Source organism: Actinomycetospora rhizophila, from assembly GCF_042657905.1.
In the GTDB taxonomy this organism is placed as follows: domain Bacteria; phylum Actinomycetota; class Actinomycetes; order Mycobacteriales; family Pseudonocardiaceae; genus Actinomycetospora; species Actinomycetospora rhizophila.
This window is the reverse complement of record NZ_JBHSKG010000009.1, coordinates 159,400-186,007: the sequence shown is the minus strand read 5'-3', so window position 1 is coordinate 186,007 and position 26,608 is coordinate 159,400. Positions and strand designations below refer to the sequence as shown.

Here is a 26,608-nt window from a genome sequence, read left to right as displayed (position 1 = left end):
CACGGCACCGATCCCAGCACACCGGACCCCGCTCTCACCCTCGGCAGGCGATCCCACCCCGGCCGCGGCGCCGCACGATGACCACCGTGGCGACCGCCCCGCACGAGACCGCCCCGCCCCGCGAGGGCGACATGAGCGGGTCCGCCCAGGCCCACCTCCGCGCGGCGCTCACCGGGTCGATCTTCGCGATGTCCGTGCTGGCCTACCTCGGCAGCCACGACACGACCCTGCTGAAGGCCGTCGCGACGGTCGCCGGCACCGGCCTGGTGGTCTTCTTCGGCGAGGTCTACGCGGGCCTGCTGTCGGCCTCCCTGGCCTCGGTGCGCAAGCTGCCCCGCGCGGAGATCCGCCACGAGGTCAGCGCCTGCTCCATGGCGGCCGCCCCGGGCCTGCTCGCGGGCGCCTTCCTCGTGCTCGCCGACGCGCTGGGCTCGACGACCGCGATCGCCGTCGACGTCGCGCTGTGGCTCGGCGTCCTGACGCTGACCGGCCTGAGCATCCTCGAGGCCCACGGGTCGCACCGGTCGCTGCTGGTGCGCATCGGCTCGGTGGCCGTGTCCGTGCTGATCGGGGTCGGGATCATCGTGCTCAAGGCCCTGCTCCACTGACCATGCACGGGGCGAGCGCGTTCGTCGAGGTGATGGAGGGGACCGCCCGGCTCTTCGAGCTCGTCGCGGTGGCCGTGCTCGTCCTCGGCCTGCTGTGGTCGCTCGGGCTGGCCGCCGTGACCTGGGTCCGCCGCCGCGCCGGGCACCTGGCCTTCCAGACCCTGCGGGAGGCGTTCGGCGGCACGCTCCTGCTCGCGGTCGAGGTCCTCGTGGCCGCCGACCTCATCCGCACGATCGCGGTCGAGCCGACGCTCGAGAACGTCGCGGTGCTCGGGCTCGTCGTGGTGATCCGGACGTTCCTGAGCTTCTCGCTGGAGGTCGAGATCGAGGGCGTCGCCCCGTGGCGCCGGGCGGCGACCACCGGGATCGCCCGCTCGGCGCGGGCGGCGCGGCGCGCGGTCGCGGACGATCAGCCGTGATCGCTCAGAGCTGCAGGACCGCCTGCACGTCGAGGTGGATCTGGATCGTCGAGCCGACCACCGGGATGCCGCGGGCGACCATCTGCTGCCAGTTGAGCGTGAAGTGCTCGCGGTGCAGCGAGGTGGTCGCCGTGGCGCCGATGCGCGTGCCGTTCCAGGACTGCGTGCCCAGGTAGGTCGTGTCGAGGCGGACGTCGTTGGTGCGCCCCCGGATCGACAGCTCGCCGTCGATCGTCCAGGAGTTGCCGGAGCGGATCGCGAACCGCGTGCTCGAGAACTGCAGCTGCGGGTGCTCGTCGACGGCGAGGAAGTCCTGCGAGCGCAGGTGGGCGTCGCGCTGGGCGTTGTGGGTCTCGATGCTCGCCGCGTCGATGACGACGTCGATGCTGGAGTCCTCGATGTCCTCGGCGATCTGGATCGACCCGCGGAACCGGGTGAACTGCCCGTACACGCGCGACAGGGCGATGTGGCGGGCGACGAACCCCAGCCGGCTGTGGGCGTCGTCGATCACCCACTCGCCCGGCGACGGCCGCGTGCTGCCCTGGTCGGCGGCCATCGTCAGCGCGCCCAGCGCCGCGTGGTCGCCGCGCCCGACGAGGATGTCGCGGGTCAGCGAGGTGTAGCCGCCGAGGGTGGCGCGCAGCGTGTACGAGCCGCTGGGCACGGCCGCGGTGTAGAAGCCGAACGGGTCGGTGACCGCCTCGGTGACCACCCGCCGCAGGCCCTCGGTCTCGATGACCGACACCGTGACCCCCGGCAGCGGCCGCCCCTCGACGTTGCGCATCTGCGCGCTGACCAGCCCGCCGGTGGGCGGGATCGGCATCAGCGCGTGGTCGGCGTCGCGATAGGTCTCGCCACCGATCGGTGTGCGACGTCGTCGGCGCAGCAGGGCCATCAGGGAGTCACCAGGGGGTTCGGGGGACGGTCAGCGGGGACGGGCGGAGGCCCGCCAGCCGCCGGGACCCGGGTGGACCGGGCCGCGGACGAGGTCGACGTGACGGGCCCAGCCCGACCGCGGCGTCGGGTCGGGAGCATCGTCGCCCCCGCCGCCGGCCGTGGCCAGCACGGCCGTCAGCGCCGCGATCTCCGCGGCGTCCGGCTCGCCGCGCACGATCCGCAGGGTCGGACGCGCCGGTGCGTCCTCCTCCTCGCTCACAGGGGCACGTTCCCGTGCTTGCGCGGCGGCAGCGTCTCGCGCTTGGTCTCCAGCATCCGCAGCGCCCGGGCGACGTAGCCGCGGGTGTGCGACGGCGGGACGACGGCGTCGACGTACCCGCGCTCGGCGGCGACGTAGGGGTTGGCGAGGGTGTCCTCGTACTCCTGCTGCAGCTCCGCACGGCGGGCCTCGACGTCGCCGCCGTCCTCCTCGACCTTCGCGAGCTCCTTGCGGTACAGGATGCTCACCGCGCCCGAGGCGCCGGTGACGGCGATCTGGGCGGTGGGCCAGGCGATGTTGACGTCGGCGCCGAGGTGCTTGGAGCCCATGACGTCGTACGCGCCGCCGTAGGCCTTGCGGCAGATGACCGTGACCAGCGGGACCGTCGCCTCGGCGTAGGCGTAGATCAGCTTGGCGCCGCGGCGGATGATGCCGTTGTACTCCTGGTCGGTGCCGGGCAGGAATCCCGGCACGTCGACGAAGGTCAGCACCGGGATGTTGAAGGTGTCGCACGTGCGCACGAACCGGGCGGCCTTCTCGCTGGCCCCGATGTCGAGGCAGCCGGCGAGCTGGGTGGGCTGGTTGGCCACGATGCCGACCGGCCGGCCCTCGACGCGGCCGTAGCCGGTGACGATGTTGGCGGCGTACAGCGCCTGGATCTCCAGGAACTCGCCGTCGTCGACGACCCGCGTGATCGCCTCGCGGATGTCGTAGGGCTGGTTCGGCGAGTCGGGCACCAGGGTGTCGAGCTCGAGGTCGACGTCGTTGATGCCGTCCGGGACCGAGCCGGACTCCTCCTCGCCGGGGATCCGCGGCGGGTCGGTGAGGTTGTTCGACGGCAGGTAGCCCAGCAGCTCCTGCACGTAGGAGATCGCGTCCTCCTCGTCGGAGGCCAGGTAGTGGGCGTTGCCGGAGGTCGCGTTGTGGGTGCGGGCGCCGCCCAGCTCCTCGAACCCGACGTCCTCGCCGGTCACCGTCTTGATCACGTCCGGGCCCGTGATGAACATGAACGACGTCTCGTCGACCATGACCGTGAAGTCGGTGAGCGCCGGCGAGTACACCGCCCCGCCCGCGGCCGGACCCATCACCAGCGAGATCTGGGGGACCACCCCCGAGGCGTGCACGTTGCGCTTGAAGATCTCGCCGTAGAGCCCGAGGGCGACGACGCCCTCCTGGATCCGCGCGCCGCCGCCGTCGTTGATGCCGACGACCGGGCAGCCGATCTTCATGGCCACGTCCATGACCTTGACGATCTTCTCGCCGTAGACCTCGCCGAGCGCCCCGCCGAACACCGTCGCGTCCTGCGAGAACACGCAGACCGGGCGCCCGTCGACGGTGCCCTGCCCGGTGACCACGCCGTCACCGTACGGGCGGTTGGCGTCGAGCCCGAAGTTGGTGGAGCGGTGGCGCGCCATCGCGTCGAACTCGAGGAAGCTGCCCTCGTCGAGCAGCAGGTCGATGCGCTCGCGCGCGGTCTTGCGGCCCTTGGCGTGCTGGCGCTCGACGGCCCGCTCGCTGCCGGCGTGGACCACGTCCTCCTGGCGGCGGTGCCAGTCGGCGAGCTTGCCCGCCGAGGTGTGGACGTCGGGCTCCTCCGATGCGTCATCGGGCTGCGGCAACGGCTCCGTCGCGGCGGTCATGATGCTCCAGCTCCGCTTCGCTTCGTGTCGCGCATGGCCCGGCACTGTAGCGATCGCCCCCGACACGGCCCGGGTCTGCGCCGGGAGGGTGACCAGCGGCACTACCGTGCGCGCTCGTGGCCGCACCCCTGGACGCCGACGCGCTGCGACGCACCCTCGGACCGCCGACGGGACCGTGGGCGTCGGTCGACGTCGTCGCGAGCACCGGCTCGACCAACGCCGACCTCCTGGCGCGCGCCACCGGCCCCGACCCGGCCCCCGACCGCACCGTGCTGGTCGCCGAGCACCAGGACGCGGGGCGCGGCCGCCGCGACCGCGTCTGGGAGGACCGCGCGTCCGAGGGCCTGACCTTCTCGGTGCTGCTGCGCCCGCGCGAGGTGGCCCCCGAGCGGTGGGGGTGGGCGCCGCTGCTCGCCGGGCTCGCGCTGGTGGAGGCGGTCGGGCGGGTCACCAGCGTGCCGGCCGCCCTGAAGTGGCCCAACGACCTGCTCCTGGGCGCCGAGCCCGCGGCCAAGGGCGCGGGCATCCTGGCCGAGGTCGGCGCGGGGTCGGGCGGTGACCGCGCGCTCGTCATCGGCATCGGCCTCAACGTCGCCACGCCGGTCGCCGACCTGCCCGCCGGCGCGACCTCGCTCGCCGCCGAGGGGGCCGACCCCGGACGCGACGCCGTGCTGGTCGCCGTGCTGCGCGCGCTGGCCGACCTCGACGCGCGGTGGCGCGACGCGCACGGCGACGTCGTCGCGGCCGGGATCGTCGACGACTACCGCGCGCGGTGCGCCACGCTGGGCCGCGAGGTGTCGGTGACCCTGCCCGGCGACCGCGTGCTCGCCGGGCGCGCCGTGGACGTCGACCGCGACGGCCGCCTCGCCGTGCGTGCCCCGGACGGGGGCACGACCGTCGTGTCGGCGGGCGACGTCGTCCACGTGCGGCCCGCGGCTCGCTAACCTCGGGGCCGGATCCCGGGGAGGGGGTGCGGTGTGGCGTACCCCGACGGCGTGCTGCGCCGCGGCGAGCACGTCCTCGCCCACCGGCGACCCCACTGGCGCATGCTCGTCGTGCCCGCGCTCGTGCCGCCGGTCGCGGTGTTCCTCGCGGCGCTGCTCGCGGGCCTCGCCGGCGGGATCGCCGAGGGCTCGACGCGCACGGCGGTGCGCCTCGCCCTCGTGCTGCTGGCGGTGCTCGCCGTCGTGTGGCTCGCGGTCCTGCCCCTCGTGCGCTGGCGCTGCACCCACCTCGTCGTCACCGACCGGCGGCTGCTCGTGCGCGAGGGGGTGCTCACCCGCGAGAGCGTCGACGTCGCCGGGGCGACCATCACCGGCGTGCGCACCCGCAGCAGCGGCGTCGAGCGCCTGCTCGGGGCGGGCACGCTCGTCGTGTCCACCGCGGGCACCGAGGAGCCGTGGGAGTTCTCCGGCCTCGGCGACGTCGAGCGTCTCGCCTCGCTGGTCGAGGGCGTCGCGGACGACCGCGGCGGGCTGGCGCCGGCCGCGGACCGGGACGCGTGGGACGACGACGACCCGCTCGACGAGGTCGACGAGCCCGAGGACGAGCCCGAGCCCGAACCGCCGGCGGTCAGCCGGTGGCGGCGCCGGGCTCGTGCTCGCGCCGCCCGAACATCCCGGTGAAGCGCGACCGGAACACCTCGGTCGAGCCGTCGCGGACCAGCGTGCCCCGCAGGGTGATCAGGCCCAGCTGGGGGCGGCTGGCGGAGACGCGCGCGGCGACGATCTCCATGCCCGCCTCGAGCCGGTCGCCCGGGAACACCGGCGCCGGCCAGGCGATCTCGTCGCCGCCCGGCGAGCCCATGGACGCCGAGCGCGACAGGACGCTGTCCACGTAGCAGCGCATCCACAGCGAGGCGGTGAACCACCCCGACGCGCACAGCCCGCCGAAGAGCGACGCGCGCGCCGCCTCGTCGTCGACGTGGAAGGGCTGCGGGTCGAAGCGGCGGTTGAACGCCAGCATCTCGTCGCGGTCGACGACCACCGTGCCCAGCACGATGCGCCGACCGGCGGGCAGATCCTCGAACCAGACCTCGGGGGCGGGCACGGCGAGGATCGTGCCCTGATGTCGACGGAACCGCACGGCGCCCCGCTGCGTCGAACCCCGTGTGCGAGCCGGTGAGCTGGCGGGCTGGCTGACCGCGGCCGGGGTGCCCGGGGCGGCGGTCAGCGTCGACGCCGAGGTCGAGCGGACGTGGTGCGTGCGCCCCGTGCCGGGGCAGGACGAGGGCTGGGAGGTGTTCTGGTGCGAGCGCGGTGGGCGGTTCGAGTGGACGCGGTTCGACGACGAGTCGGCCGCCTGCTTCTCGCTGTTCGGGCGGCTGGTGTGGGCGCGACTCGCCGGGTCCGCCTAGCGGCGGACGATCTCCAGGGCCGCGTCGTGCAGGCGCCCGTTGGTGGTCAGCGAGTCGCCGCCGTCGGGGCGCGCGGCGCCGGTGAGGTCGGTCAGCCGCCCGCCGGCCTCCTCGACGAGGATCTGCGCGGCCGCGAGGTCCCAGGTGTTGGCCTCGGGCTCCACGGCGACGTCGAGCACGCCCTCGGCGACGAGGCAGTGGTGCCAGAAGTCGCCGAAGGCGCGGCTCTCCCAGCAGGCGTGGGTCAGCGCGAGCCAGTGGTCCTGGCGCCCGAGGGTGCGCCAGTGGTCGAGGTCGGTGGTGGAGGCGTAGGCGTCCTCGAGGGCGGCGATCCCCGAGACCCCGATGCGGCCGGCCTCGATCCCGCGGGCGGGGTCGCTGGTGTGGGCGCCCCGGCCCGCCGCCGCCCACCACCGCCGGCCCAGGGCTGGCGCGCTCACGACGCCGACGACGGGGCGACCGTGCTCGACCAGCGCGACGAGCGTCGCCCACACCGGCACGCCGCGGGAGAAGTTCTTGGTGCCGTCGATCGGGTCGATCACCCAGACGCGGTCCTCGCCGAGGCTCCCGCCGCGCTCCTCGCCCAGGACCGCGTCGCTCGGGCGGTGGGTGGCGAGCACCTCGCGCAAACGGTCCTCGCAGGCGGTGTCGGCGTCGGTCACCGGGGTGCGGTCCGGTTTGCGCTCGACGCGCAGATCCACCGCGCGGAAGCGGGGCAGGGTGACCGCGGCGGCGGCGTCGGCGAGGGAGAGGGCCAGGTCGAGGTCGGTCGCGGGGTCCGTCGGACCGGCGGGGCACATGGCCGACGATCGTGCCAGTCCGCCCTCGTCCTGGGTCTACTGTGGCGCGGTGACCACCGTGCTGCTCGTCGAGGACGACGCGGCGATCGCCGGACCCCTCTCCCGCGCGCTCCAGCGCGAGGGCTACGAGGTCGACGTCGTCGGCGACGGTCAGGCCGCGCTCCACCACGCGGGCGCCGCCGGGCCGGACCTCATGGTGCTGGATCTCGGGCTGCCCGGGATGGACGGGCTCGAGGTCTGCCGGCGGGTCCGCGCCGACCAGCCCGACCTGCCCGTGCTGATGCTCACCGCGCGCACCGACGAGGTCGACTTCGTCGTCGGGCTCGACGCGGGCGCGGACGACTACGTGGGCAAGCCGTTCCGGCTGGCCGAGCTCCTCGCGCGGGTGCGGGCGCTGCTGCGCCGGCGGGCGCCGGAGGTGCTCGACGCCGGCGGGGTGCGCCTCGAGCCGTCGGCGCGGCGGGTGACGGTCGACGGGGTCGAGGTCGGCCTGGCCAACAAGGAGTTCGAGCTGCTCCGGGTGCTCATGGCCCACGCGGGGCAGGTCGTGTCCCGCGAGGAGATCCTCCGCGAGGTCTGGAACGACCCCGAGATGAAGACCTCCAAGACCCTCGACATGCACATGTCGTGGCTGCGCCGCAAGCTCGCCGACGAGGGGGGCGGGGCCGGCGGCGGCCGGCGCATCAGCACGGTGCGCGGGGTCGGGTTCCGCTTCAACACCTAGGCCCCGCTCGTGCGACGCCGGATCCTCGTCTCCACGCTCATCGTCGTCACGATCACCGTGGCGGTGCTGGGCGGGCCGCTGGCGCTCACCACCTGGCGGCTGGTGGAGGACTTCACGCGCGCGGACATCAACTCGCGGCTGCGCCAGGTCGTCGGCACGCTCGACTCCCAGGTGTCGGTCGACCGGCCGGTCGACCTCAGCGCGGTCGGCATCGCGGTGCCGCCGGGCGGGTCGCTGGTGGTCCGCACCCCGCGCGGGGTGAGCACGCTGGGCGAGCTCGCGCCGGGCCCGACGGTCAGCGAGACCCTGCCCTTCGGGCTCAGCGGCACGGCGGTGCTCTCCGAGCCGATCACCGAGATGCGGGCGCGCCAGCTGCAGGCCACGGCGCTGGTGGTCGCCGCGGTGTTGCTGTCGGTGGCCGTCGGGGCGGTGGTGGCGACGCTGACCGCCCGGCGCCTGGCCGATCCGCTGCAACAGGTCGCCGGCCGCGCCGCCCGCCTCGGGGCCGGCGACTTCCGGCCCGCCCCGCACCGCCACGGCATCCCCGAGCTCGACCGCGTCTCCGACGTGCTCGACTCCTCGGCCACGGCGCTCGCCGAGCTGGTGCAGCGCGAGCGCGAGCTGGTCGGCGACGTGTCCCACCAGCTGCGCAGCCGGCTGACCGCGCTGCAGCTGCGTCTCGACGAGCTCGCCGCCCACCCCGACGAGCACGTGTCGGGGGAGGGCGCGGCGGCGCTCGAGCAGGCCGAGCGCCTCGCCGAGGTCCTCGACGAGCTGCTCGCCTCGGCCCGTGCGGCGCGGGCGGCCGGGGCGGCGCCGATCGAGGTGGCCGGCGAGCTCGACGCCGTCGCCGACGAGTGGCGCGACCCGCTGCGCGCCGAGGGGCGCACCGTCCGCGTCCGCACCCCCGAGGGGCTGGTCGCGCGCGCCACCTCGGGACGGCTGCGGGAGGCGCTGGGCGTGCTCGTCGACAACGCGATGCGCCACGGCAAGGGAACGGTCACGCTGACCGGCCGGCTGTCGGACAACGACATGATCGTCGTCGAGGTCGCCGACCACGGCGACGGCGTGCCCCCCGAGCTCGCGCCCCACGTCTTCGACCGGGGCGTCTCCGGGGCCGCGTCCACCGGGGTCGGGCTCGCCCTGGCCCGCGCGCTGATCGAGGCCGACGGCGGGCGCCTCGAGCTCGCCCGCACCCGCCCCGCGACGTTCTCGGTGTTCCTGCCCGTGCCCCGCACCGACCGGGCCGTCGCCGCGCCCCGCCCGCTGCCGAGCACCGGGCCGCGGTGAGCGTCAGCAGGCTCAGCGGGGGCGGTGGTGGCGCACGAGCGCCACGGTGACCTCGGTGAGGTCCTCCGCATCGAGCTCCTGGCGGCGCCCGTGGGCCTCCTCGCGGGCGCGCCCGGCGGGGTAGGGGCCGTAGGTGTCGGCGGCACCGGTGACGGGATCGAGGACGAGGACCATCAACCCGTCGCACTGCTCGAACTCGTCGGGTTCGAGCAAGGGGTCGACGGGGGCGTCCCGGCCGATGGTCCGGTGCGGGCACGGCAGCTTCGGCACAGCTGGTCCTCCTCCGCGTCCTTCGAGCCCGGAACCGCGGAGGCCCCGGCGGCCGGGCGGTACCGACGGTATCAAGAACCTTGGAACACTCTGCGCGTTCGGGCGACGACCGGCCCGTGGTCGTAGACCGGCGGTCGTCGCGATCACCAGTCGGCGGCATCGAGGACGTCCGTCGGTGGAGGGGCATACCCCGATCGGTCCCGCAGGGCGGTCACGTCGAGCGTTCGCTCGGGGGCGATGTGGCGCACCGCGTACCGGGTGAGAACCGGTGTCGTGCCCCACAGGTGCGCGCCCAGCTCCGCGACCAGCGCCGTTGCCCGCGCCAGCGGCACCGGCAGCCCGAGCGGGCGGGCCCGGACACCCCGCGCGGCGAGCACCGTCTCGATCACCGCGAGCAGCTCGACGGGCTCGGCGTCGGCGACGTTGTATACCCCGGCGGGTCCGCGCAGGACGGCGAGGACCGCGCCGACCAGGGTGTCGATGCGCGTCAGGCTCACCGCCCGGGGCCCGCGCCCGGGGACCAGGACCCGTCCTGCACGCACGGCGGCGAGGAGCCGGGGGAGCAGGGTGGTCTCGCCGGGGCCGTAGACCGCGTGCGGGCGCAGGATGACCGCGTCCGGGCGGGTGGCGCGCACCAGGCGCTCGGTGGCGGCCTTCGCGGTCCCGTAGCCGTCGGGGTGGCGGCGCGCGGGCCCGGCGTCCTCGCGGGCGCGGACGGTGGGGCGGCGCGGGTCGTAGACGCTCGCGGTCGACAGGTGCACGAGCCGGGCGTCGCGGGGCAGGGCGGCGAGCACCGTCCGCGTCCCGCCGACGTGGGCGTCCCAGTGCGCCTGCGCCGGGAGCGAATCCGAGGCGGGACCGGCGGCGTGCACGACGGCGTCGGTGCCGGCGAGGTCGCCCGCGAGGGCCGGGAGGGAGTCCGCGAGGTCGTGGGCGCGGTACGGGGCGCCCGCGACGTGGCGTGGGTCGACGCGGGGGCGGCGGCCGAGGGCCAGGACGTCGTGGCCGGCCGCGACCGCCGCGCGGCAGACCGCCCCGCCGACGTAGCCGGACGCCCCGGTGACGGCGATCCTCACCGGTTCACCAGGCGCGCGCGCAGAGCGGCGCGGTCGGGCTTGCGGGACCGCCCGCCGCGGGGCAGGTCGTCGAGGACGACGACCTCGTCGGGCGCGTCCACCCCGAACAGTCGCCGCACGGTCGCGGGGCTCGGCGCGGTCCCGGCGACGGCGAGGACGACGTGCTCGTCGCCCGCCGGGGTCGGCACGCCCACCAGCAGCGCCTCGCGGACCCCCGGCAGGTCGGTGACCGCGGCCTCGTAGAGACCGGGGTAGATGTTGCGGTCACCCCGGATGATCATGTCCTTGCGCCGCCCGGTGAGCACGATCCGGCCGTCGTCGAGGACGCGGCCCAGGTCGCCGCTGGGGATGTCAGCGGCGTGGCGCTGCAGACGTTGAGTGTCCGTATCGCCACGCGCTCGATCCGTGTCGAGGTACCCGAGGGCCTGGTGCGGGGCCGTGAGGCGCAGCTCGTCGTCGACGACGTGGACGGCCACGCCCGGCAGCGGCGAGCCCAGCAGATCGCCCTCGGCGCCGCTCTCCGTGTACGCGATCTTCTCCTCGGCGGTGGCGATCGCGGCGGGCGCGAGCTCGGTCATCCCGTAGACCGCGAGCAGCTCGGCGTCCGGGGCCGCCGCCCGCAGCCGGCGCAGCGGGCCCGGGAGCACCGGCGCGGCGCCGAGGAGCACCCCGCGCAGCCCCGGCGGCAGGCCGCCCCGCACCACGGCGTCGACGTCGGCGGGCACGCAGAAGGTGTGCGTCGCCCCCCGCCGGCGCAGGACCCGGCCCAGCCGCGACGGCCGGGCCCCGGGTGCGGGCAGCGACCAGGTCGCCCCGCCGGCGAGCGCGGGCAGCCCGATCATGAGCTGGTCGGTGTGGACGACGTCGCCGGGAGCGAACGGGACCCGCGCCGCGAACGCCGCCAGCCCGGCCCCGAGCCCGGCGCGGGAGTGCACGACGAGCCGTGGCGCGGCGGTCGTGCCGGACGTCGGGATGACCAGCGTCGGGGCGGCGGGGTCGCCGACCGGTTCATGATCGTGGGGGCTTCCCTGACGTTCAGCGTCAGGGTGGCCGCCACGCTGACCCACCGCCAGGTGCGTCCAGGACACGGCGCCGCGGGGGACGCCGGGGAGTCGGGGGCCCACGCGGACGTGGGTGACGCCGGGCAGGACGCGCCAGGGGCGGCCCGCCAGCGCGTACACCGGCGATGCGGCGATCGCCCAGCGCGGCGCCAGCACCGCCGCCCGCGCGGCGAGCACGGCCTCGCCGGCGCGGGGGTCGGCGAAGGCGAGCGTGCCGCCGGCGATGACGACGCCGAGCGCGAGGGCCAGCGACGTCGGCGAGGGGGGCACCGCGAACAGCACCCGGTCGCCCGGGGCGAGGCCCCGTGCGCGCAGCCCGGCGGCGACGGCGAGCACCCGCGAGCGCAGGGCGCCGAAGCGCACGGGACGGCCCCGGGGTCCGGAGAGCAGTGCCACGCGGTCGCGGTGCCGGGCGCAGGCGTCGAGGACGGTCCGGGCCAGGTCAGCGGGCACGCGCCACCACCAGCTCGCGCCACGCCGGGACGAGCACGCGCCGCGACGGGCGCCGGCGCACCACCCGCAGCGGCCCGGCGTCCAGCGCGGCCGCGGCCGTCGCGCGCACCTCCGCGCGCGCCAGCGCCGCGCCCAGGCAGTGGTGCGGGCCGGCGCCGAACCACAGCGAGCGCGCCGCGGGGTCGACCGGTGCGCCGACCCGGAACCGGTCGCCGGCCCCGACGGCGGCGTGGGTGAGCACGAGGACGCGGTCGCCGGGACGCAGCGCGCACCCGCCGACCACCGCGGGCGCGGCGACGCGGCGCAGCATCGCCGGCGAGGGCGCGGTGAACCGCAGGGCCTCGTCGACCGCGGCGTCGAGCTCGGCGTCCTGCTGGCCGGTGTCGACGAGCAGCGCGACCAGGCGGGGCAGCAGGGCGACGACGGTCTCGGTGCCCGTCAGGAACAGGGCCGCGGCCGCCCCGCAGGACGCGTCGTGGTCGACGCCCGCCTCCCGCAGGCGCGCCATCACGGTGCCGGCCCGCCGGGCGTGCCACGACGCCGACGCCGCGTCGACCACCGGCGCCAGCTCGGCGCGCGCCCGGCCGGCCCGGCGCGGCGAGAGCGTGCGGGTCGTGGGGCGGACGCCCGCCGCCACCCGCGAGGCCCGCAGGCTCATCGCGCGGTGCTCCGCCGGCCCGCCGTCGAGGCCCACGAGCGCGGCGATCACCGCCCCCGCGACCACGCGCATCTCGTCGACGAGATCCACGGCGTCGCCGCGGGACAACCGCGCGGTCAGCGACCCGAGCCGCGGCGTCACCGCCCCGGCCACGAGACCCGCCGACGCCCGCACCGTGAACAGGTCCGCCAGCGCGCGGCGCATCGCCCGGTGCCGCTCGCCCTCCATCCCGAGCAGCACGGCCTCGCCCAGCACCGGCGTCCACAGCGCGCCCGGCCCGCCGGGCCCGTCCTTGCGGAAGCGCTCGGTGTCGGTGAGCACCTCGCGGGCCAGCGCCGCGTCGCTGACCACCGCGCCCACCCCGGGCACCCGCACCACCGGGCGCCGCGCCGCCAGCCGGGCCAGGGGCGCGGCGACCGGGTGCGCCGCGTCGATCAACCGCTGGTCGGACCGGACCGTCATCGCACGTCCACCACGGCGGGACGGTGGCGGTGGTCGGCGTACCAGCCGAGCGTCCCCACCAGCCCGTATGCGCGCACCCGCCGGACCGACCCGGCGACCACCGCGTCCCGGCGCCGCCCGATCCGCCCGCCGGCGCGGCGCACGGCGTTGACCAGCGCGCGGTCCTCGTGGACGTCCTCGATGGCGGTGCGCGGGAACCCGCCGCTGCGCCGGTACATCGCCGCGGTGATCGCGAGGTTGCAGCCCGGGCACATGACGTAGGGGCCGCGGAACGCCGGGTCGCGGTTCGACGGCCGCAGGCGCCCGAACGCCGCGGCGACGGCGACCACGGCCGGCAGTCCCCGGCGCTCCCACCACCGCAGCCGCACCTCGTCGGTCCGTGGCACCAGGCGCCCGCCGATCAGCTCGAGGCCGTCGGCGAATCCTTCCCGCAGCGCCGCGGTCCAGCCCGGCGCGGGCAGGCAGTCGGCGTCGGTGCGCGCCAGCAGCGTCGCCCCGGCGCCGATCGCGTGCCGCATCCCGGTGTCGGCCGCAGCACCCGTGCCCTTCACCGGCTCGTCGACCACCCGCAGGTCGAGGCCCCGGTCGTGGGCTCGGACCACGTCCCCGGTGCCGTCGCGGCTGCCGTTGTCGACGACGAGCACGGTGAAGGCCGGGTCCTGCTGGGCGGCGAGGGCGTCGAGCGTCGCGGTGATCCCGCGGGCCTCGTCGTAGGCGGGGACGATCACCCACAGGCTCACGGCAGCGAGAGCGCGATCATGCGGCACCGGCGGGGAGGGCGGTCATACCGAGTGATCTCACCCTTCCCCGGGCCGTCCCCGGCAGGGGAGAAATACTGACATGACGACCGCGCAGCGTCACGAATCATGGCTGCTGTTCCGATCACGCCCGGCGCTCTGGGCCCTCCTGCGCGCCGGTCGGTGGACCGGGCCGGTCCGACACGTGCCGCGGGTGGGCTGGCTGGTGGCCGACCCGGTGCTCGCGCGGCGGGTGCTCAACGACCACGCGCACACGAGCGTGCTCGGCGAGGGCGGGGTCGGGCACCTGTGGGCGCAGGTCCTCGGCGACTGGGTCACCGAGCTCTTCGACGGCCCGGGCCACGCCGCGATGCGGGCCCGGGTGCGCGACGTGTTCACCGAGGCCTCCGCGCGCGCCCACGTCGACCGGGTCCTCGCCCCCCGCCTCGCCGCGGCCACCGCGACGCTTGCCGCGGGCGGCGAGCTCGACGTCGCCGACCTCGCCCGCGTGCTCACCGGGCGCCTCGTCGCCGACCTCCTGGGCCTGCCCGGGACCACCGACGAGCAGGCACGGGCCCGCTTCGCCACCGCCGAACGCCTCGCCGCCCTGGCGGTGGGCACCGGCGCCTCCACGCACCTCGCCCCGGCGACCGTCGCGACGGCGCGGGAGCTCGTCGCCGAGCTGACCGCCGGGGTCGCCGACGGGTGGGCGCACGCCGGCGAGGACCGGCTGCTCGGCCGCTGCCGCGCGCTCGGGCTGGGCCGGCGCGAGACCGAGGGGCTGGCGGTCCTCATGGCCGTCGCGGGCACCGGGACGGCGGCGAGCGCGATGGCCCGCACGGTCGCCCTCGTCGCCGACACCGGCAGCGCGCCGCGCCTGCTCGCCGCGCCCGACCTCGTCGGGGACGCGGTGCGCGAGGGCCTGCGCGTCAGCACCCCGGCGCCGGTGATCGGCCGGCACGTCACCGGCGACACCGCGCTCGGCCCGGCGGCGCTGCGGGCGGGCGACCGGCTGCTCGTCCTGACCCACACCGTCGACAACGCCGCCGGCGGCTTCGACCTCGACCGCCCCTACGACCCCGCCACCCGGCAGCTGTGGTTCGGCGCCGGGCGCCACCAGTGCCTCGGGGCGGCGCTGGCGAAGGCCGAGCTCGCCGCGCTGCTGCGGGCCCTGCTCGCGACCGGCCGACCGTGGCGGGTCACCGGGCGTCGCGCGGCCCGGGGGGTGCTGGTCCCGGCGTACGCGCAGCTGCGGATCACGGCCGCACGCCGCGACGCGGAGCCGCGCTCGTGAGAGGAGCCGCGTGACCCTCCTCGCCACCGCGCTGGCCCTCGTCGCGGCGCTGCTCGTCGGCGTCTCGGCGGTGCTGCAGCAGACCGCGGCCGCCACGACGCCCGACCGCGGCGCCGGCTTCTTCGCCGCGCTCGTCCAGCGGCGGCGCTGGCTCGCGGGGGCGGCGGCGGACACCGCGGGGTTCGTCGTGCTGCTCGGGGCGCGGGCGGCGGGCCCGCTGCTGCTCGTGCAGCCGCTCATGGCGGTGTCCGTGCTGGTCGCGCTGCTGGGCGGTGCGCGGGTGGCGGGGCGCCGGCCGCGCGCCGGGGAGGTCGTCGCCGGGGTCGTGCTCACCGTCGCGCTCGCGGTGCTGGTGGCGCTCGGGCGTCCGGTGCGCGGCGTGGACCGGGTGCCGCTCGCGACGTGGGCGCCGGCCCTGGTCGTCGTGGCGGCCGGGGCGGTGGCCGCGCTGGTCGCCGCCCGCCGCGTCCGGCCCGGGCCCGCCCGTGCGGTGCTGTTCGGCGTCCCGGCGGCGCTCGCCTACGGGCTCGGGGCGGCGCTGACGACGACGGTGGTGGCGCTCGTCCCGGACGGGGTCGCCGCGGTGCTCGGCGCGTGGGAGACGGCGACGGCCGCCGTGGTGCTGCTCGCCGGCACCGCCGCCCAGCAGCTGGCCTACCGCGCCGGGCCGCTCCCGGCGTCGCTGCCGGTGGTGGCGGCGGGCGAGCCGGTGGTCGCGGCGGTGCTCGGGGTGGCGGTGCTGGGGGAGACGCTCGCCGGGCTCGGGCCGGCGGTCGTGCTGGCGGCCGTCGCCGCGGCCGTCGGCGTCGTGGTGCTCGCGCGCGGGGTCGGTGACGCCGCTACCGCAGGGGCCCGACCTCGTCCGGGAACACCCACCGCCGGAACCCCCACCAGCGGAAGACCATGGCGAGCAGGGTCCCGACGACCTGGGCGCTGACGAGGTCCGCGACGTGCTCGGTCAGCGCGGACACCGCCGGCTGGGCGAGGTCGAGGACGTAGCGCGAGACGCCCAGAGGTGCGGCGTTGATCGCGAGCGCGACGCCCGACACGGCGAAGTACAGCAGCGCCTCGTGCGGGCGGCCGCGGCCCCCGCGCAGGCGGAAGGACCACTCGCGGTTGAGCACGTAGCCGACGATCGTGGCGACGAGCACCGCGACGATCTTCGCGGTGACCGGCTTGGGCTCGAGGACCGTGGACTTCGCGGTGACGAACACGGCCGTGTCGACGACGAAGGTGATCGCCCCGACCGTCGCGAACTTGACCAGCTCGCCGTGGCGCCCGGCGAGCCGCGCGGCCCATCCCGGCACGTAGCGGACCCCGATCATCGCGGCGAGTCTAGTGAGCCCTCCCGCGCGGCGAGGCCGGTCCGGCAGATCACGCCCCGCGTGTCGAGCACCGGCAGGCGCGCCGTGACCAGGCAGTCCGCGCCCCGGGGACCCGGGCTGCTCCGGGCGTCGGCACCGGACGCGAGCACCCCGGCGCCGCCGCTGTCCCGTTCGGCGGAGCGGGCGGTCCGCAGCGGCGCGGTGGGCGCGTCCGACGCGACCGGCCCGCGTGTCGGGGAGCGCGTGCTGGTCGGGGCCGGTGCCGGGGAGGGTGCCGGCTCGTCGAGCAGACCGGGCAGGGCCAGCGCGGCGTCGGGCGTCGCCGCGCTGCCCGGCCGCGCCGGTCCGGGTGCCGCCGGGGACGGGGGAGCGACCGGCACGCCGCCGGGCGGCGCGGCCGGCGGGAGCGTCCCCGGCGGCGAGATCGGTGGCAGGGGCGGGAGGAGGGGCGGGAGGAGGGGAGGTGCCACGGGCGGCACGAGCCCGGGCACGGCCCGCACCGGCGGGAGGGCCGGCGGCTCGAGAACATCGCCGAGGAGGAAGCCCGCGACGCCCACGGCGCCCGCGAGGCCGACGACGGTCGCCGTCCGCACCCGCGGCAGGGGGGCGGGGCGCGGGGTGAGGCCGGTCAGCGCGCCCAGCACGCCCAGCGCGCCGCCCCCGGCGACGGCGAGCTCGCCGGTGCTCGCCTGGAGGAACGGGCCGGTCGAGCCGCGCGAGGCGAGGTAGCCGACGAGCCCGGCGCCGAGCACCAGCGGCGCGACCACCGAGCGGACCATGCCGGCGTTGACCTCGCGCAGCTCGTCGGCCAGCGCGCGGCACTCGGCGCACTCGGCGAGGTGGGTCTCGACGCGCTGGGCCTCGCGGCGCGCCAGCCCGCCGCGGGTGTAGGCGCCGAGCTTCTCGCCGGTCTCGCGGTGGCGCCGGTCCCGGCGTCCGGTGCCGGCGTCGAGGTGCTCCTGGAGGTAGGCCTGGCGCAGCCCCTCCCGCGCGCGGTAGCCCAGCGCGGAGACGGCGTTGGCGGACAGGCCGAACAGCGGGGCGATGTCGGCGGGGCTGTCGCCCTCGACCTCGAGGTGCCAGAGCACGGCCTGCCAGCGCTCGGGCAGGGTCGCGAACGCGCGCGCCGCCATCGTCCGCTCGAGGCCCGCGAGGGCGGGGTCGGTGAACGGGACGACGGTGCCGTCGGGGTCGATGCCGTGGACGTCGGTGATGTCGTCGGTGAGGTCGAGGCGTCGTTCGGCGCGGCTGCGGTCGTAGGCGAGGTGGCGTACCGAGGTCAGCAGGTACGCGCGGAAGGCCTCCGTCGGCCCGCGGCCGGCGCGCAGGACCTCGAGCATGCGGGTGAAGGCGCCGGCGACGAGGTCGTCGGCGTCGGTGGGGGAGCGGGCGAGCTGGCGCGCGAGCGACCGGGCGGCCTGCTGGTGGCGCGCGTAGAGGGTCGCGAAGGCGGCGGTCGAGTCGTGGTCGGCGCCGCGTCCCCGCAGGCGGCCGATGAGCTCGGCGTCGCTGCGGAGGTCCTCCTCGGAGCCGCCCCCGACGTCGTCGAGAGACACGGGCGTCACCTCCCCCCTCACCCGTCCGGTCGAGTGTGGCGTGGTCCCTACGGCCGTATCGGTGAGCGTCACCGTCATGGGCGACGGTTCCGCGCGTCTCTCCTGCCGGGACCACGGGACAGGAGGCCGGCCGAGGGATGGACGTGAGCAGCATCGACGGGGCGGCGCCGGCGCACGGCGAGGACGTGACGGGCGCGCTGGACGGCGCGACGGCGCGGCCCGAGCGGGCCGCGGCCCTGCGCGAGCGGTGGTTCGCGTGCAGCAGCGCGCTGGGGTGGGCGGCGGCCGCGGAGTGGCCGGACCCCGCGGTCGACGCCGTCTGCGCCGTCGCCACGGCCCGCCACGACAGCCGCGTCGCCCACGACCGGGCCGTCGAACGGGCCCTCGCCCGCTGGGCGGGCGCGCGCGCCGGCGCCGGGGTGGGGCTCGCCGAGACGCTCACCGACCTCGCCGCGCTGAGCACCGCGGTCTCGGGCGCGGGCGACGGGGACGGGGACGGGGCCGTCGTGGACACCCGCTCGACGGGGCGGGGTCCCGACGGCGTGCGCCTGCTGCGCGCGGTGTCGCTGGCGTGGACCGACGTGGCCTGCGGGGACCTCGCCGAGACCGCCGCGGTCGACCCCCTCTCCGGCCTCGCGAGCGTCCGCTACCTGCGCACCCGCCTCGCCGAGGTCTACCGCGCCGCCCGCGCGCACGGCCGCTCCGCGGGCGACGACCGCGCCCTGGTGGTGCTCTCGCTCGACGTCCGCGACTGGCGCCGCGTCGCGCCGCTGTCGATCGCCGGGGACGCCGCGGGCGTGGTGTTCGACGCGGGCGAGTCGCTCGCGGTCGTCGGGCGCGGCACCGTCGTCGTGCTCGCCCCGCGCGAGGGCCTCGCCGAGCGCGCGGCGGTGCTGCGGCGCCTGTTGGCGCGCCGGCTCGCGGCCGCCGAGGGACTCGTCGGGTCGCCCTCGGTGCGGATCGCGCGCCTGCCCGCCACGCACGAGGGGGCCTGCGCGCTGCTCGAACGTCTCCGGGGTCGCGAGCCCGAGCCGGACCCGGATCACACCTGACCAGCGCGTAGCCTCCTCCGACCGTGGACCAGCGCACCGGCCTGCCCGTGGTGACGATGATCGGCGGCGGCCAGCTGGCGCGGATGACCCACCAGGCCGCGATCGCCCTGGGACAGTCGCTGCGGGTCCTCGCGACCGGGCCCGGCGAGCCGGTCGCCCTGGTGGCGCCCGACGTCGTGCTCGGCGAGCACACCGACCTCGACGCCCTGCGCCGGGCGGCCGCGGGCGCCGAGGCCGTGACCTTCGACCACGAGCACGTCCCGGGCGAGCACCTGCGGGCCCTGGTCGCCGACGGCGTCAACGTCCACCCGGGTCCCGACGCCCTGCTGCACGCGCAGGACAAGCTCGTCATGCGCCGGCGCCTCGCCGACCTCGGCGAGCCGGTGCCCCCGTTCGCCGCGGTGGACGGCGTCGACGACGTGACCGCCTTCGCCGCGCAGCACGGCTGGCCGGTGGTGCTCAAGGCCGTCCGCGGCGGCTACGACGGGCGCGGCGTGTGGGTGCTCGACGACGCCGACGCCGCGGGCACCACGGTCCCCGAGCTCCTCGCCGCCGGCACGCCGCTCATGGTCGAGCAGAAGGTGGCGCTGCGCCGCGAGCTCGCCGCCGTCCTCGCGCGCTCGCCGTTCGGGCAGGCGGCGGTGTGGCCGGTGGTCGAGACCGTGCAGGAGCAGGGCATCTGCACCGAGGTGCTCGCGCCCGCGCCCGGTCTGGACCCCGAGCGCGCCGAGGAGGCCGAGGAGCTCGCCCTGCGCGTCGCGGCGGCCCTGGGCGTGGTCGGCCTGCTGGCGGTGGAGCTCTTCGAGACCGACGGTGCTGACGGACAGGGGGGCCTGGTGGTCAACGAGCTCGCCATGCGCCCGCACAACTCGGCGCACTGGACGATCGAGGGCTCGGTGACCTCCCAGTTCGAGCAGCACCTGCGCGCCGTGCTCGACTATCCCCTGGGCTCGACGGCGACCACCGCCCCCGTCACGGTCATGGCCAACGTCCTCGGCGGCGACCCCGTCCCGGCCACCGGCGTCGACGAGCGCCTGCACCACACCCTCGCCCGCTTCCCCGAGGCGCGGGTGCACCTCTACGGCAAGGCCGAGCGGCCCGGCCGCAAGGTCGGCCACGTCACCGTGCGCGGGGACGACCTCGACGACGTGCGGACCCGCGCCCGGCTGGCCGCCGACCACCTCTCCACCGGCGTGTGGAGCGACGGATGGGACCCCCACCAGTGAGCGTCACGGAGCAGGCCCCCGCCGTCGGCATCGTCATGGGCAGCGACTCCGACTGGCCGACGATGCGCGCCGCGGCGGAGGCCCTCGACGAGTTCGGGGTGTCGTGGGAGGCCCGTGTGCTCTCCGCGCACCGCACCCCGCGGGTGATGCTCGACTGGGCCGCGGCGGCCGCCGGGCGCGGGCTGCGCGTCGTCGTCGCGGGAGCGGGCGGCGCGGCTCACCTGCCCGGCATGGTCGCGTCGGCGACGACGCTGCCGGTGATCGGCGTCCCGGTGCCGCTGAAGCACCTCGACGGGATGGACTCACTGCTCTCGATCGTGCAGATGCCCGCCGGCGTGCCGGTGGCGACGGTGTCGATCGGCGGCGCCCGCAACGCCGGCCTGCTCGCTGTGCGGGTGCTCGGCGCGGCGGACCCGGAGCTCGCCCGGGCGATGGAGCGGTTCCAGACCGGGCTCGCCGAGTCCGTCGCCGCGAAGGACGAGGCCCTCGCGGCGCAGGCTCACGACGACTCGAGGGGTCCCGTCAGGTAGCCCTGGATCGTGCGGCCGTAGACCCCGATCAGCGTCTCCCGGTCGGCGGCCGCCAGTTCGGGCAGCTCGAGGATCTGGCGCGCCACGAGGATCCCGACGATCTGCGAGGCGCACAGGTCGGCGCGCAGGCGGGGCCGGTCCGTGTCGATCGCCGACGCGACCCGGTCGAGGATCGCCTCGCCGAGGAACTCGCGCATCATCCGCGCCGCCTCGGGGTGCCCGACGGCCGAGCGCACGAGCGCGAGCATCGGGTTGGCGTCGCCGAGCTCGTCGATGACGCCCAGCAGGAACCGCACGAGGCGCTCGCCCAGCCCGTCGACGCCCGGCGCGACGAGCCGCGGCACGACCTCCGCCGGGTCCAGCGGGAACTCCATCGCCGCCACGAACAGGGCCTGCTTCGAGCCGAAGTAGTGCATGACCAGGGCCGGGTCGACGCCGGCGTCGCCCGCGATCGCGCGGACCGTCGCGTCGCGGAAGCCCGCCGTGCTGAAGCGCGCCCGCGCCGCGTCGAGGATCGCCTCCCGCGTGCCCGAGTCGCCGGGACGGCGGCCGCGGCGGGGGCTCTCGGTCCGGGGCACCCCCGCATCCTAGCGTTTTTCAACAGTGGTTGATTTGTGCCCGGTGAGGGTCCACACTCGGATTCAACAGACGTTGAGATCGTCAGTCGGGAGACAGGCGGAGGTGGGGACCGTGGAGCGCACGACGGTGTGTGTGGCCGGGGGCGGCCCGGCGGGGATGGTGCTCGGGCTGCTGCTGGCCCGGGCCGGTGTCGAGGTCACCGTGCTGGAGAAGCACGCCGACTTCCTGCGCGACTTCCGCGGCGACACCGTGCACCCGACGACGCTCGACCTGCTCGACGAGCTGGGCCTGGGCGAGCGCTTCGCGGCGCTGCCGCAGAGCCGCCTCGACCGGGTCGCGTTCCCGGTCGGCGAGCACGGCGAGACGCTCGTGGTGGGCGACCTGCGCCGCCTCGAGGGCCACGTCGGGCACCCCTACATCGCGATGGTCCCGCAGTGGGACCTCCTCGACCTGCTCGCCGAGGCCGGCGCGGCCGAGCCGGCGTTCACGCTCCGGATGAGCACGGAGGTGACGGGCCTGCGGCGGGGTGCGGGCGGTGCCGTCACCGGGGTCACCTACCGCACCGCCGACGGCACCACCGGCGAGCTCGCCGCCGATCTCACGGTGGCCTGCGACGGGCGCGGCTCGACCGCGCGGGCCGGGGCGGGCCTCGAGGTCGTCGACTTCCCGTGCCCGATGGACGCGTGGTGGTTCCGGCTGCCGCACCGGGCCGACGAGGACGCGCCGGCGCTGACCCCGCGCCTGGGCGACGGCCGCATGGCCGTGGTCATCCCGCGCGAGGGCTACTTCCAGATCGCGTACCTGACGCCCAAGGGCGAGGAGGCCGCGGTGCGGGCGCGCGGGATCGAGGCCTTCCGCGCCGACGTGGCCGCGATCGCGCCCGACCTCGCCGACCGGGTCGACGCCCTGGAGAGCATGGACGACGTCCGCTTCCTGTCCGTCCGGCTCGACCGGCTGCGCCGCTGGCACGTCCCGGGCCTGCTCTGCCTCGGCGACGCCGCGCACGCGATGTCGCCGATCGGCGGGGTCGGCATCAACCTCGCCGTGCAGGACGCGGTGGCCGCGGCGACGCTCCTGGCGGAGCCGCTGCGCCGCGGGCGGGTGGGCCCCGCCGACCTCGACCGGGTGCGCCGCCGCCGGCTCTGGCCGACCGTCGCGGTGCAGGCGCTGCAGCGCGCCATGCACCGCGCGATCGTGCGGCCCGTGCTCGCGGGAGACGCGGCGAAGCGGAGCTCGACCCGGGGGAAGGGACGCCGCGGCGGCCCGCCGGCGCCGATCCGGCGCCTCCTGGCCGCGTTCCCGCCGGCGACGATCGTCCCCGCCTACCTCATCGGCGTCGGCCTGCGACCCGAACGGGCGCCGGCGTTCGCGCGGCGGGACCCGGTGCCGGTCGACGCCGACCGACCGTAGCGGGGACCACACGCCGTCGGGCGATCGCGAGGTCCCCCGACGGTAGGACGTCCGAGTATCCTGGTCCCGCAACGCCGTCGTGTGTGGAGGAACCCCGTGGACCCGGACTTCGACCTGTACAGCCTCGGCGAGGAGCGCGACGCGCTGCGGGAGTCGATCCGCGCGCTGGCGGAGAAGGAGATCGCCCCGTACGCCGCGGAGGTCGACCAGCAGGCGCGGTTCCCCACCGAGGCGCGCACCGCGCTGACCCAGAACGGGTTCCACGCGATCCACATCCCCGAGCAGTACGGGGGCGAGGGCGCCGACTCGATCGTGGCCTGCATGGTGATCGAGGAGGTCGCGCGGGTCGACGCGTCGGCCTCGCTCATCCCGGCGGTGAACAAGCTCGGCTCGATGCCGATCATCCTGTCGGGCTCCGAGGAGCTGAAGCAGCAGGTCCTGCCGACCATCGCCTCGGGCGAGTCGATGATCAGCTACGCGCTCTCGGAGCGCGAGGCCGGGTCGGACACGGTCTCGATGCGCACCCGCGCCCAGCAGGACGGTGACGACTGGGTGCTCAACGGCACCAAGTGCTGGATCACCAACGGCGGCGTCTCGGACTGGTACACGGTCATGGCGAAGACCGATCCCGACAAGGGTGCCAACGGCATCTCGGCGTTCGTGGTGCACAAGGACGACCCGGGCTTCTCGGTCGGCCCGAAGGAGCACAAGCTCGGCATCAAGGGCTCGCCCACCACCGAGATCTACTTCGAGAACTGCCGCATCCCCGGCGACCGCATCATCGGGGCGCCGGGCACCGGGCTGAAGACGGCGTTCGCCACCCTCGACCACACGCGCCCGACCATCGGGGCGCAGGCCGTGGGCATCGCCCAGGGCGCCCTCGACGCGGCCGTCGAGTACGCGCGCGAGCGCCAGCAGTTCGGCAAGGCCATCGCCGACTTCCAGGGCCTGCAGTTCATGCTCGCCGACATGGCCATGAACACCGAGGCCGCCCGCCACCTCGTCTACGCGGCCGCCGCGCGGGCCGAGCGCGGCGAGAAGATGGGCCTCATCGCCTCGGCGTCGAAGTGCTTCGCCTCGGACACGGCGATGTCGGTGACCACCGACGCGCTGCAGATCTTCGGCGGCGCCGGCTACACCGTCGACTTCCCGGCCGAGCGGATGATGCGCGACGCCAAGATCACGCAGATCTACGAGGGCACCAACCAGATCCAGCGCATGGTCATGGCGCGGGCCCTCCTCAAGAAGTAGCCCGTTCGGGGTACTCGTCACGGAGCGTGCGGGGAGCTAGCCTGGCCGGGCGATAGAGGCCGCGACGACCGCGATCTCTCCCCACGCTCCGTGAGAGGTCCCCCATGCAGTGGTACCTGAAGGTGCTCAAGCAGTACGCCGACTTCAGCGGGCGTGCGCGTCGCACCGAGTTCTGGATGTTCGTGCTGTTCAACATCCTCGCGTCGATCGTCCTCAACATCATCGACGTGCTGATCGGCACGGCGAGCTTCAGCAACACGGGCACGGGCTTCGCCGTGACCGGCGGCCTGCTCAGCACGATCTACTCGCTCGCCGTGCTCTGCCCCTCGCTCGCCGTCGGCGCGCGGCGCCTGCACGACACCGGCCGCTCGGGCTGGTGGCAGCTGCTGGCGCTGATCCCGATCGTCGGCATCATCATCCTCATCGTCTGGTGGGCGACCGAGGGTCACGCGGGTGCCAACGAGTACGGCATGAACCCGAAGCAGGAGATGGCCGGCGGCTACCCGCAGGGCGGCTACCCGCAGCAGGGCTACCCGCAGGCCGGCCACCCGCAGCAGCAGGACCTCGGCCAGGGCGGCTACCCGCAGCAGCAGGGCTACCCGCAGCAGGGCTACCCGCAGCAGCAGGGCTACCCGCAGCAGCCGCAGCAGCAGTACCCGCCGCAGCAGCAGTACCCCGGGGCCCCGCAGGCCTGACGCGGGCGGCTCGCCGAGCCGCCGCAGGACGAACGCACGGCGCTCTCGCTGCTTCCGTGGCAGCGGGAGCGCCGTTCGCGTTTCCCGGGTGCGCGCGTCCGGGTCAGCGCCCGGCGCCGAACGGCCCGCCGGGCGCGAAGGCGTGCGCGGCGAAGCGCTCGGCGACGAGGCGGTGGGTCGCCGCGTCGGGGTGCAGCCGGTCGGGCAGCGGGAGCGTGGCGGCGTCCGCCTCGCCGTAGAGCGCGAGCCCGTCGAGGTGGTGCAGGTGCGGGTCGTCGGGCGTGCGCTGGGCGGCGACGCGAGCGATCTCGTCGCGGACCACCCGCAGGGTCAGCCGGCCGGCGGCGACCTCGGCCGGGTCGCCGGTGGCGCGGAACGTCATCCTCCCGTCGTCGGTGAGGTCGACCGCGCCGGGCCCCGGGGTGTCCTCGTGGATCGGGCAGAGGATCGGCGAGACGAGCAGCACCGGCGTCACCGGCCGGCCCTCGCGGATCGTGTCGAGGAACCCGTGCAGCGCCGGACCCAGCGCGCGGCGGCGCATGAGGTCGGCGTTCACCAGGTTGATGCCGATCTTGATGCTGATCACGTCGGCCGGGGTGTCACGCAGGGTGCGCGCGACGAACGGGTCGAGCAGCGCGCTGCCGCCGAAGCCGAGGTTCACCAGCTCGACCCCGCCCGCCGCGGCGGCCAGCGCGGGCCACGTCGTCGACGGGCTCGCCGCGTTCGAGCCGTGGCTGATCGAGCTGCCGTGGTGCAGCCACACCCGGCGGTCGCCGGGCGGCGCCGGCGTGGCCGGCGCGTCGGTCCGCAGCGCCACGAGCTCGGTGATCTCGGTGTGGGGCAGCCAGACCTCGACCTGCTTGTCGCGGTCGGGCAGGTGCTCGAAGCGCACGGTGCCGACGGGGCCGGGCTCGGTCTGCGCCGTCCCGGTGGCCATGTCGAGCCGCAGGACCTTCCCCCCGGACGTCGACCCCTGCGCGACGAGGTCGCCGTCGACGCGCAGGTCGTAGACGCCGTCGGGGCGCAGGGGCAGGCCGGCGTACCCGACCCGCGTGCGCAGCGTGTCGAGCTCGATCACCGTGGCCCGGGTGCGCACGACGACCCGCACACCCGACGGCTGGGCCTCGGCCATCGCGATCTGGCCGTCCCCCTGGGCACGGGCCCGCGCCGGCAGCCGGTGCGGCACGAGCCCGTGCTCGCCCGGCACGAGCTCGATCGCGCCCCGGACGAGGTCCGGGCCGACGTCGGTGGCGATCACGCCGCGAGCACCCGGGTGACCTTCTCGGTGCCGGCCCGGCGCTCCTGGTCGCCCGCGGGGTGCCGGACGTGCACCAGCGACGCCCCGGCGGCGAGCACCGCCAGGAAGCCGTCCACGAGCCCGCCGGTCAGGGCGAGCGGCCACGCCGCGGTCGAGAGCACGCGGTCGTCCGCACCGAGCCCCAGCTCCGCGGCGCGGGCACGGGCGGTCGCGACGACGGTGCCGGCGTCGGCGCCCACGAGCGCGGGGGCGTGGTCGGGGATCGGGGCGAGCGGGTCGAAGTGGTCGCCGTGCACGCGGACCTCGGTCGCGTAGTCGACGGCGTCACGGGGCAGCACGTCCCCGAGCCCCTGCCCGAACGCGTCGAGGGAGAAGCCGACCACGAGCCCCGCGCCGGCGGCGGCCTCGAGGTGCTCCGCGTCGGCGAGCGCGACCTCGGCGCCCGCGGGGTCGGCGACCGCCTCGGCGCCGCACGACCAGATCGCGCACAGCGCCGCCGCGGCCTGCCAGTGGGCGGGCAGCAGCACGGCCACCGTCGTGCCCGCCTCGACGTCGCACTCGTCGCGCAGCAGGTTGGCGGTCTTCGCGACCCAGTTGCCGAACGTGGCGCCGGAGAGCTCGATGCGCTCGCCGGTGGCGTCGTCGTAGAAGGTGATCAGCGGCTTGGCGGGGTCGCCGGCGAGCAGCGGCGCGAGCAGGGCGTCGGTGACGGTGGTCATCGG

General features: G+C 76.4%; 30 protein-coding genes. 15 read left to right on the top strand and 15 right to left on the bottom strand.

What is annotated here, in order from left to right:
* Window positions 1–86 precede the first annotated feature (86 nt).
* Window positions 87–608, top strand: a complete 522-nt coding sequence (locus ACFPK1_RS18325; protein ID WP_378022370.1) for a hypothetical protein — start codon at window positions 87–89, stop codon at window positions 606–608.
* A 2-nt stretch (window positions 609–610) separates the two neighbouring features.
* Entirely contained in the window at window positions 611–1,027 is a 417-nt protein-coding gene (locus ACFPK1_RS18320) for a DUF1622 domain-containing protein (RefSeq protein WP_378022369.1), read from the top strand.
* Between the two features lie 4 nt (window positions 1,028–1,031).
* On the opposite strand, the gene ACFPK1_RS18315 is transcribed toward ACFPK1_RS18320, so the two are convergent.
* From ACFPK1_RS18315 to ACFPK1_RS18305, 3 genes are read right to left on the bottom strand one after another with little or no spacing between them, the layout of a single operon-like run.
* Complete coding sequence (locus ACFPK1_RS18315; RefSeq protein WP_378022368.1) at window positions 1,032–1,922, bottom strand: YceI family protein; 891 nt, start codon at window positions 1,920–1,922, stop codon at window positions 1,032–1,034.
* Between the two features lie 30 nt (window positions 1,923–1,952).
* A complete protein-coding gene (locus ACFPK1_RS18310) occupies window positions 1,953–2,183 on the bottom strand; it encodes an acyl-CoA carboxylase subunit epsilon (RefSeq protein WP_378022367.1) in 231 nt (76 codons plus the stop codon).
* A complete protein-coding gene (locus ACFPK1_RS18305) occupies window positions 2,180–3,823 on the bottom strand; it encodes an acyl-CoA carboxylase subunit beta (RefSeq protein ID WP_378022366.1) in 1,644 nt (547 codons plus the stop codon). Before ACFPK1_RS18305 ends, ACFPK1_RS18310 begins: the two co-directional genes overlap by 4 nt.
* A 116-nt stretch (window positions 3,824–3,939) precedes the next feature.
* Here ACFPK1_RS18305 and ACFPK1_RS18300 point away from each other — a divergent pair, with 116 nt between their 5' ends.
* On the top strand, window positions 3,940–4,767 hold the full coding sequence (locus ACFPK1_RS18300) for a biotin--[acetyl-CoA-carboxylase] ligase (protein ID WP_378022365.1): 828 nt from the start codon (window positions 3,940–3,942) through the stop codon (window positions 4,765–4,767).
* Between the two features lie 33 nt (window positions 4,768–4,800).
* The gene (locus ACFPK1_RS18295; RefSeq protein WP_378022364.1) at window positions 4,801–5,448 is read left to right on the top strand and encodes a PH domain-containing protein; all 648 of its coding nucleotides are present in this window, start codon (window positions 4,801–4,803) and stop codon (window positions 5,446–5,448) included.
* On the opposite strand, the gene ACFPK1_RS18290 is transcribed toward ACFPK1_RS18295, so the two are convergent.
* Window positions 5,396–5,872, bottom strand: coding sequence for a MaoC family dehydratase (locus tag ACFPK1_RS18290; RefSeq protein ID WP_378022363.1), 477 nt, complete (start codon window positions 5,870–5,872; stop codon window positions 5,396–5,398). The genes ACFPK1_RS18295 and ACFPK1_RS18290 overlap by 53 nt on opposite strands.
* A 61-nt stretch (window positions 5,873–5,933) precedes the next feature.
* Between ACFPK1_RS18290 and ACFPK1_RS18285 the strand changes: the two genes are divergently transcribed.
* Complete coding sequence (locus tag ACFPK1_RS18285) at window positions 5,934–6,179, top strand: hypothetical protein (protein WP_378022362.1); 246 nt, start codon at window positions 5,934–5,936, stop codon at window positions 6,177–6,179.
* Here ACFPK1_RS18285 and hisN read toward each other — a convergent pair.
* The gene (gene hisN, locus ACFPK1_RS18280; RefSeq protein WP_378022361.1) at window positions 6,176–6,979 is read right to left on the bottom strand and encodes a histidinol-phosphatase; all 804 of its coding nucleotides are present in this window, start codon (window positions 6,977–6,979) and stop codon (window positions 6,176–6,178) included. The genes ACFPK1_RS18285 and hisN overlap by 4 nt on opposite strands.
* Window positions 6,980–7,028: 49 nt before the next feature.
* On the opposite strand from hisN, the gene ACFPK1_RS18275 reads away from it, so the two are divergent.
* Together ACFPK1_RS18275 and ACFPK1_RS18270 are read left to right on the top strand one after the other, a co-directional pair.
* Window positions 7,029–7,703 carry a response regulator transcription factor gene (locus tag ACFPK1_RS18275; RefSeq protein WP_378022360.1) on the top strand — a complete coding sequence of 225 codons (675 nt, stop codon included), beginning with the start codon at window positions 7,029–7,031 and terminating at the stop codon, window positions 7,701–7,703.
* 9 nt (window positions 7,704–7,712) lie between these two features.
* On the top strand, window positions 7,713–8,993 hold the full coding sequence (locus ACFPK1_RS18270; protein WP_378022359.1) for an ATP-binding protein: 1,281 nt from the start codon (window positions 7,713–7,715) through the stop codon (window positions 8,991–8,993).
* A gap of 12 nt (window positions 8,994–9,005) precedes the next feature.
* Here ACFPK1_RS18270 and ACFPK1_RS18265 read toward each other — a convergent pair whose 3' ends face one another.
* From ACFPK1_RS18265 to ACFPK1_RS18245, 5 genes are all read right to left on the bottom strand, one after another.
* Window positions 9,006–9,263, bottom strand: a complete 258-nt coding sequence (locus tag ACFPK1_RS18265; protein WP_378022358.1) for a hypothetical protein — start codon at window positions 9,261–9,263, stop codon at window positions 9,006–9,008.
* Window positions 9,264–9,406: 143 nt separating this feature from the next.
* Window positions 9,407–10,339 carry an NAD-dependent epimerase/dehydratase family protein gene (locus ACFPK1_RS18260; RefSeq protein WP_378022357.1) on the bottom strand — a complete coding sequence of 311 codons (933 nt, stop codon included), beginning with the start codon at window positions 10,337–10,339 and terminating at the stop codon, window positions 9,407–9,409.
* On the bottom strand, window positions 10,336–11,853 hold the full coding sequence (locus ACFPK1_RS18255) for a class I adenylate-forming enzyme family protein (protein ID WP_378022356.1): 1,518 nt from the start codon (window positions 11,851–11,853) through the stop codon (window positions 10,336–10,338). Before ACFPK1_RS18255 ends, ACFPK1_RS18260 begins: the two co-directional genes overlap by 4 nt.
* A complete protein-coding gene (locus ACFPK1_RS18250) occupies window positions 11,843–12,973 on the bottom strand; it encodes a cytochrome P450 (RefSeq protein WP_378022355.1) in 1,131 nt (376 codons plus the stop codon). Before ACFPK1_RS18250 ends, ACFPK1_RS18255 begins: the two co-directional genes overlap by 11 nt.
* Window positions 12,970–13,713 carry a glycosyltransferase family A protein gene (locus ACFPK1_RS18245; protein ID WP_378022354.1) on the bottom strand — a complete coding sequence of 248 codons (744 nt, stop codon included), beginning with the start codon at window positions 13,711–13,713 and terminating at the stop codon, window positions 12,970–12,972. The genes ACFPK1_RS18250 and ACFPK1_RS18245 overlap by 4 nt, the downstream gene beginning before the upstream one ends.
* A 100-nt stretch (window positions 13,714–13,813) precedes the next feature.
* Between ACFPK1_RS18245 and ACFPK1_RS18240 the strand changes: the two genes are divergently transcribed.
* On the top strand, window positions 13,814–15,004 hold the full coding sequence (locus ACFPK1_RS18240; RefSeq protein ID WP_378022353.1) for a cytochrome P450: 1,191 nt from the start codon (window positions 13,814–13,816) through the stop codon (window positions 15,002–15,004).
* 10 nt (window positions 15,005–15,014) lie between these two features.
* Entirely contained in the window at window positions 15,015–15,941 is a 927-nt protein-coding gene (locus tag ACFPK1_RS18235; protein ID WP_378022352.1) for a DMT family transporter, read from the top strand.
* Here ACFPK1_RS18235 and ACFPK1_RS18230 read toward each other — a convergent pair.
* Window positions 15,844–16,329: a GtrA family protein gene (locus tag ACFPK1_RS18230; protein ID WP_378022351.1), complete on the bottom strand. Its 486-nt coding sequence runs from the start codon at window positions 16,327–16,329 to the stop codon at window positions 15,844–15,846. The genes ACFPK1_RS18235 and ACFPK1_RS18230 overlap by 98 nt on opposite strands.
* Window positions 16,326–17,885 carry a sigma-70 family RNA polymerase sigma factor gene (locus ACFPK1_RS18225; RefSeq protein WP_378022350.1) on the bottom strand — a complete coding sequence of 520 codons (1,560 nt, stop codon included), beginning with the start codon at window positions 17,883–17,885 and terminating at the stop codon, window positions 16,326–16,328. Before ACFPK1_RS18225 ends, ACFPK1_RS18230 begins: the two co-directional genes overlap by 4 nt.
* Before the next feature lie 143 nt (window positions 17,886–18,028).
* Here ACFPK1_RS18225 and ACFPK1_RS18220 point away from each other — a divergent pair, with 143 nt between their 5' ends.
* From ACFPK1_RS18220 to purE, 3 genes are read left to right on the top strand one after another with little or no spacing between them, the layout of a single operon-like run.
* The gene (locus tag ACFPK1_RS18220) at window positions 18,029–18,937 is read left to right on the top strand and encodes a GGDEF domain-containing protein (protein WP_378022349.1); all 909 of its coding nucleotides are present in this window, start codon (window positions 18,029–18,031) and stop codon (window positions 18,935–18,937) included.
* 23 nt (window positions 18,938–18,960) lie between these two features.
* Complete coding sequence (locus tag ACFPK1_RS18215) at window positions 18,961–20,163, top strand: 5-(carboxyamino)imidazole ribonucleotide synthase (protein ID WP_378022348.1); 1,203 nt, start codon at window positions 18,961–18,963, stop codon at window positions 20,161–20,163.
* 35 nt (window positions 20,164–20,198) lie between these two features.
* Complete coding sequence (gene purE, locus ACFPK1_RS18210; protein ID WP_378022418.1) at window positions 20,199–20,693, top strand: 5-(carboxyamino)imidazole ribonucleotide mutase; 495 nt, start codon at window positions 20,199–20,201, stop codon at window positions 20,691–20,693.
* On the opposite strand, the gene ACFPK1_RS18205 is transcribed toward purE, so the two are convergent.
* The gene (locus ACFPK1_RS18205) at window positions 20,663–21,271 is read right to left on the bottom strand and encodes a TetR/AcrR family transcriptional regulator (protein WP_378022347.1); all 609 of its coding nucleotides are present in this window, start codon (window positions 21,269–21,271) and stop codon (window positions 20,663–20,665) included. The two genes, purE and ACFPK1_RS18205, sit on opposite strands and share 31 nt — an antisense overlap.
* A gap of 103 nt (window positions 21,272–21,374) precedes the next feature.
* Between ACFPK1_RS18205 and ACFPK1_RS18200 the strand changes: the two genes are divergently transcribed.
* The 3 genes from ACFPK1_RS18200 (at window position 21,375) to ACFPK1_RS18190 (ending at window position 24,628) form a co-directional block, all read left to right on the top strand.
* Window positions 21,375–22,682, top strand: coding sequence for an FAD-dependent oxidoreductase (locus tag ACFPK1_RS18200; RefSeq protein ID WP_378022346.1), 1,308 nt, complete (start codon window positions 21,375–21,377; stop codon window positions 22,680–22,682).
* Between the two features lie 96 nt (window positions 22,683–22,778).
* Window positions 22,779–23,933 carry an acyl-CoA dehydrogenase gene (locus ACFPK1_RS18195; protein ID WP_378022345.1) on the top strand — a complete coding sequence of 385 codons (1,155 nt, stop codon included), beginning with the start codon at window positions 22,779–22,781 and terminating at the stop codon, window positions 23,931–23,933.
* A 104-nt stretch (window positions 23,934–24,037) separates the two neighbouring features.
* Window positions 24,038–24,628: a DUF805 domain-containing protein gene (locus ACFPK1_RS18190; RefSeq protein WP_378022344.1), complete on the top strand. Its 591-nt coding sequence runs from the start codon at window positions 24,038–24,040 to the stop codon at window positions 24,626–24,628.
* Window positions 24,629–24,731: 103 nt separating this feature from the next.
* Here ACFPK1_RS18190 and ACFPK1_RS18185 read toward each other — a convergent pair whose 3' ends face one another.
* Together ACFPK1_RS18185 and ACFPK1_RS18180 are read right to left on the bottom strand one after the other, a co-directional pair.
* Entirely contained in the window at window positions 24,732–25,886 is a 1,155-nt protein-coding gene (locus tag ACFPK1_RS18185) for a GDSL-type esterase/lipase family protein (RefSeq protein ID WP_378022343.1), read from the bottom strand.
* Window positions 25,883–26,605: a TIGR03089 family protein gene (locus ACFPK1_RS18180; protein WP_378022342.1), complete on the bottom strand. Its 723-nt coding sequence runs from the start codon at window positions 26,603–26,605 to the stop codon at window positions 25,883–25,885. Before ACFPK1_RS18180 ends, ACFPK1_RS18185 begins: the two co-directional genes overlap by 4 nt.
* Between the last annotated feature and the right edge of the window lie 3 nt (window positions 26,606–26,608).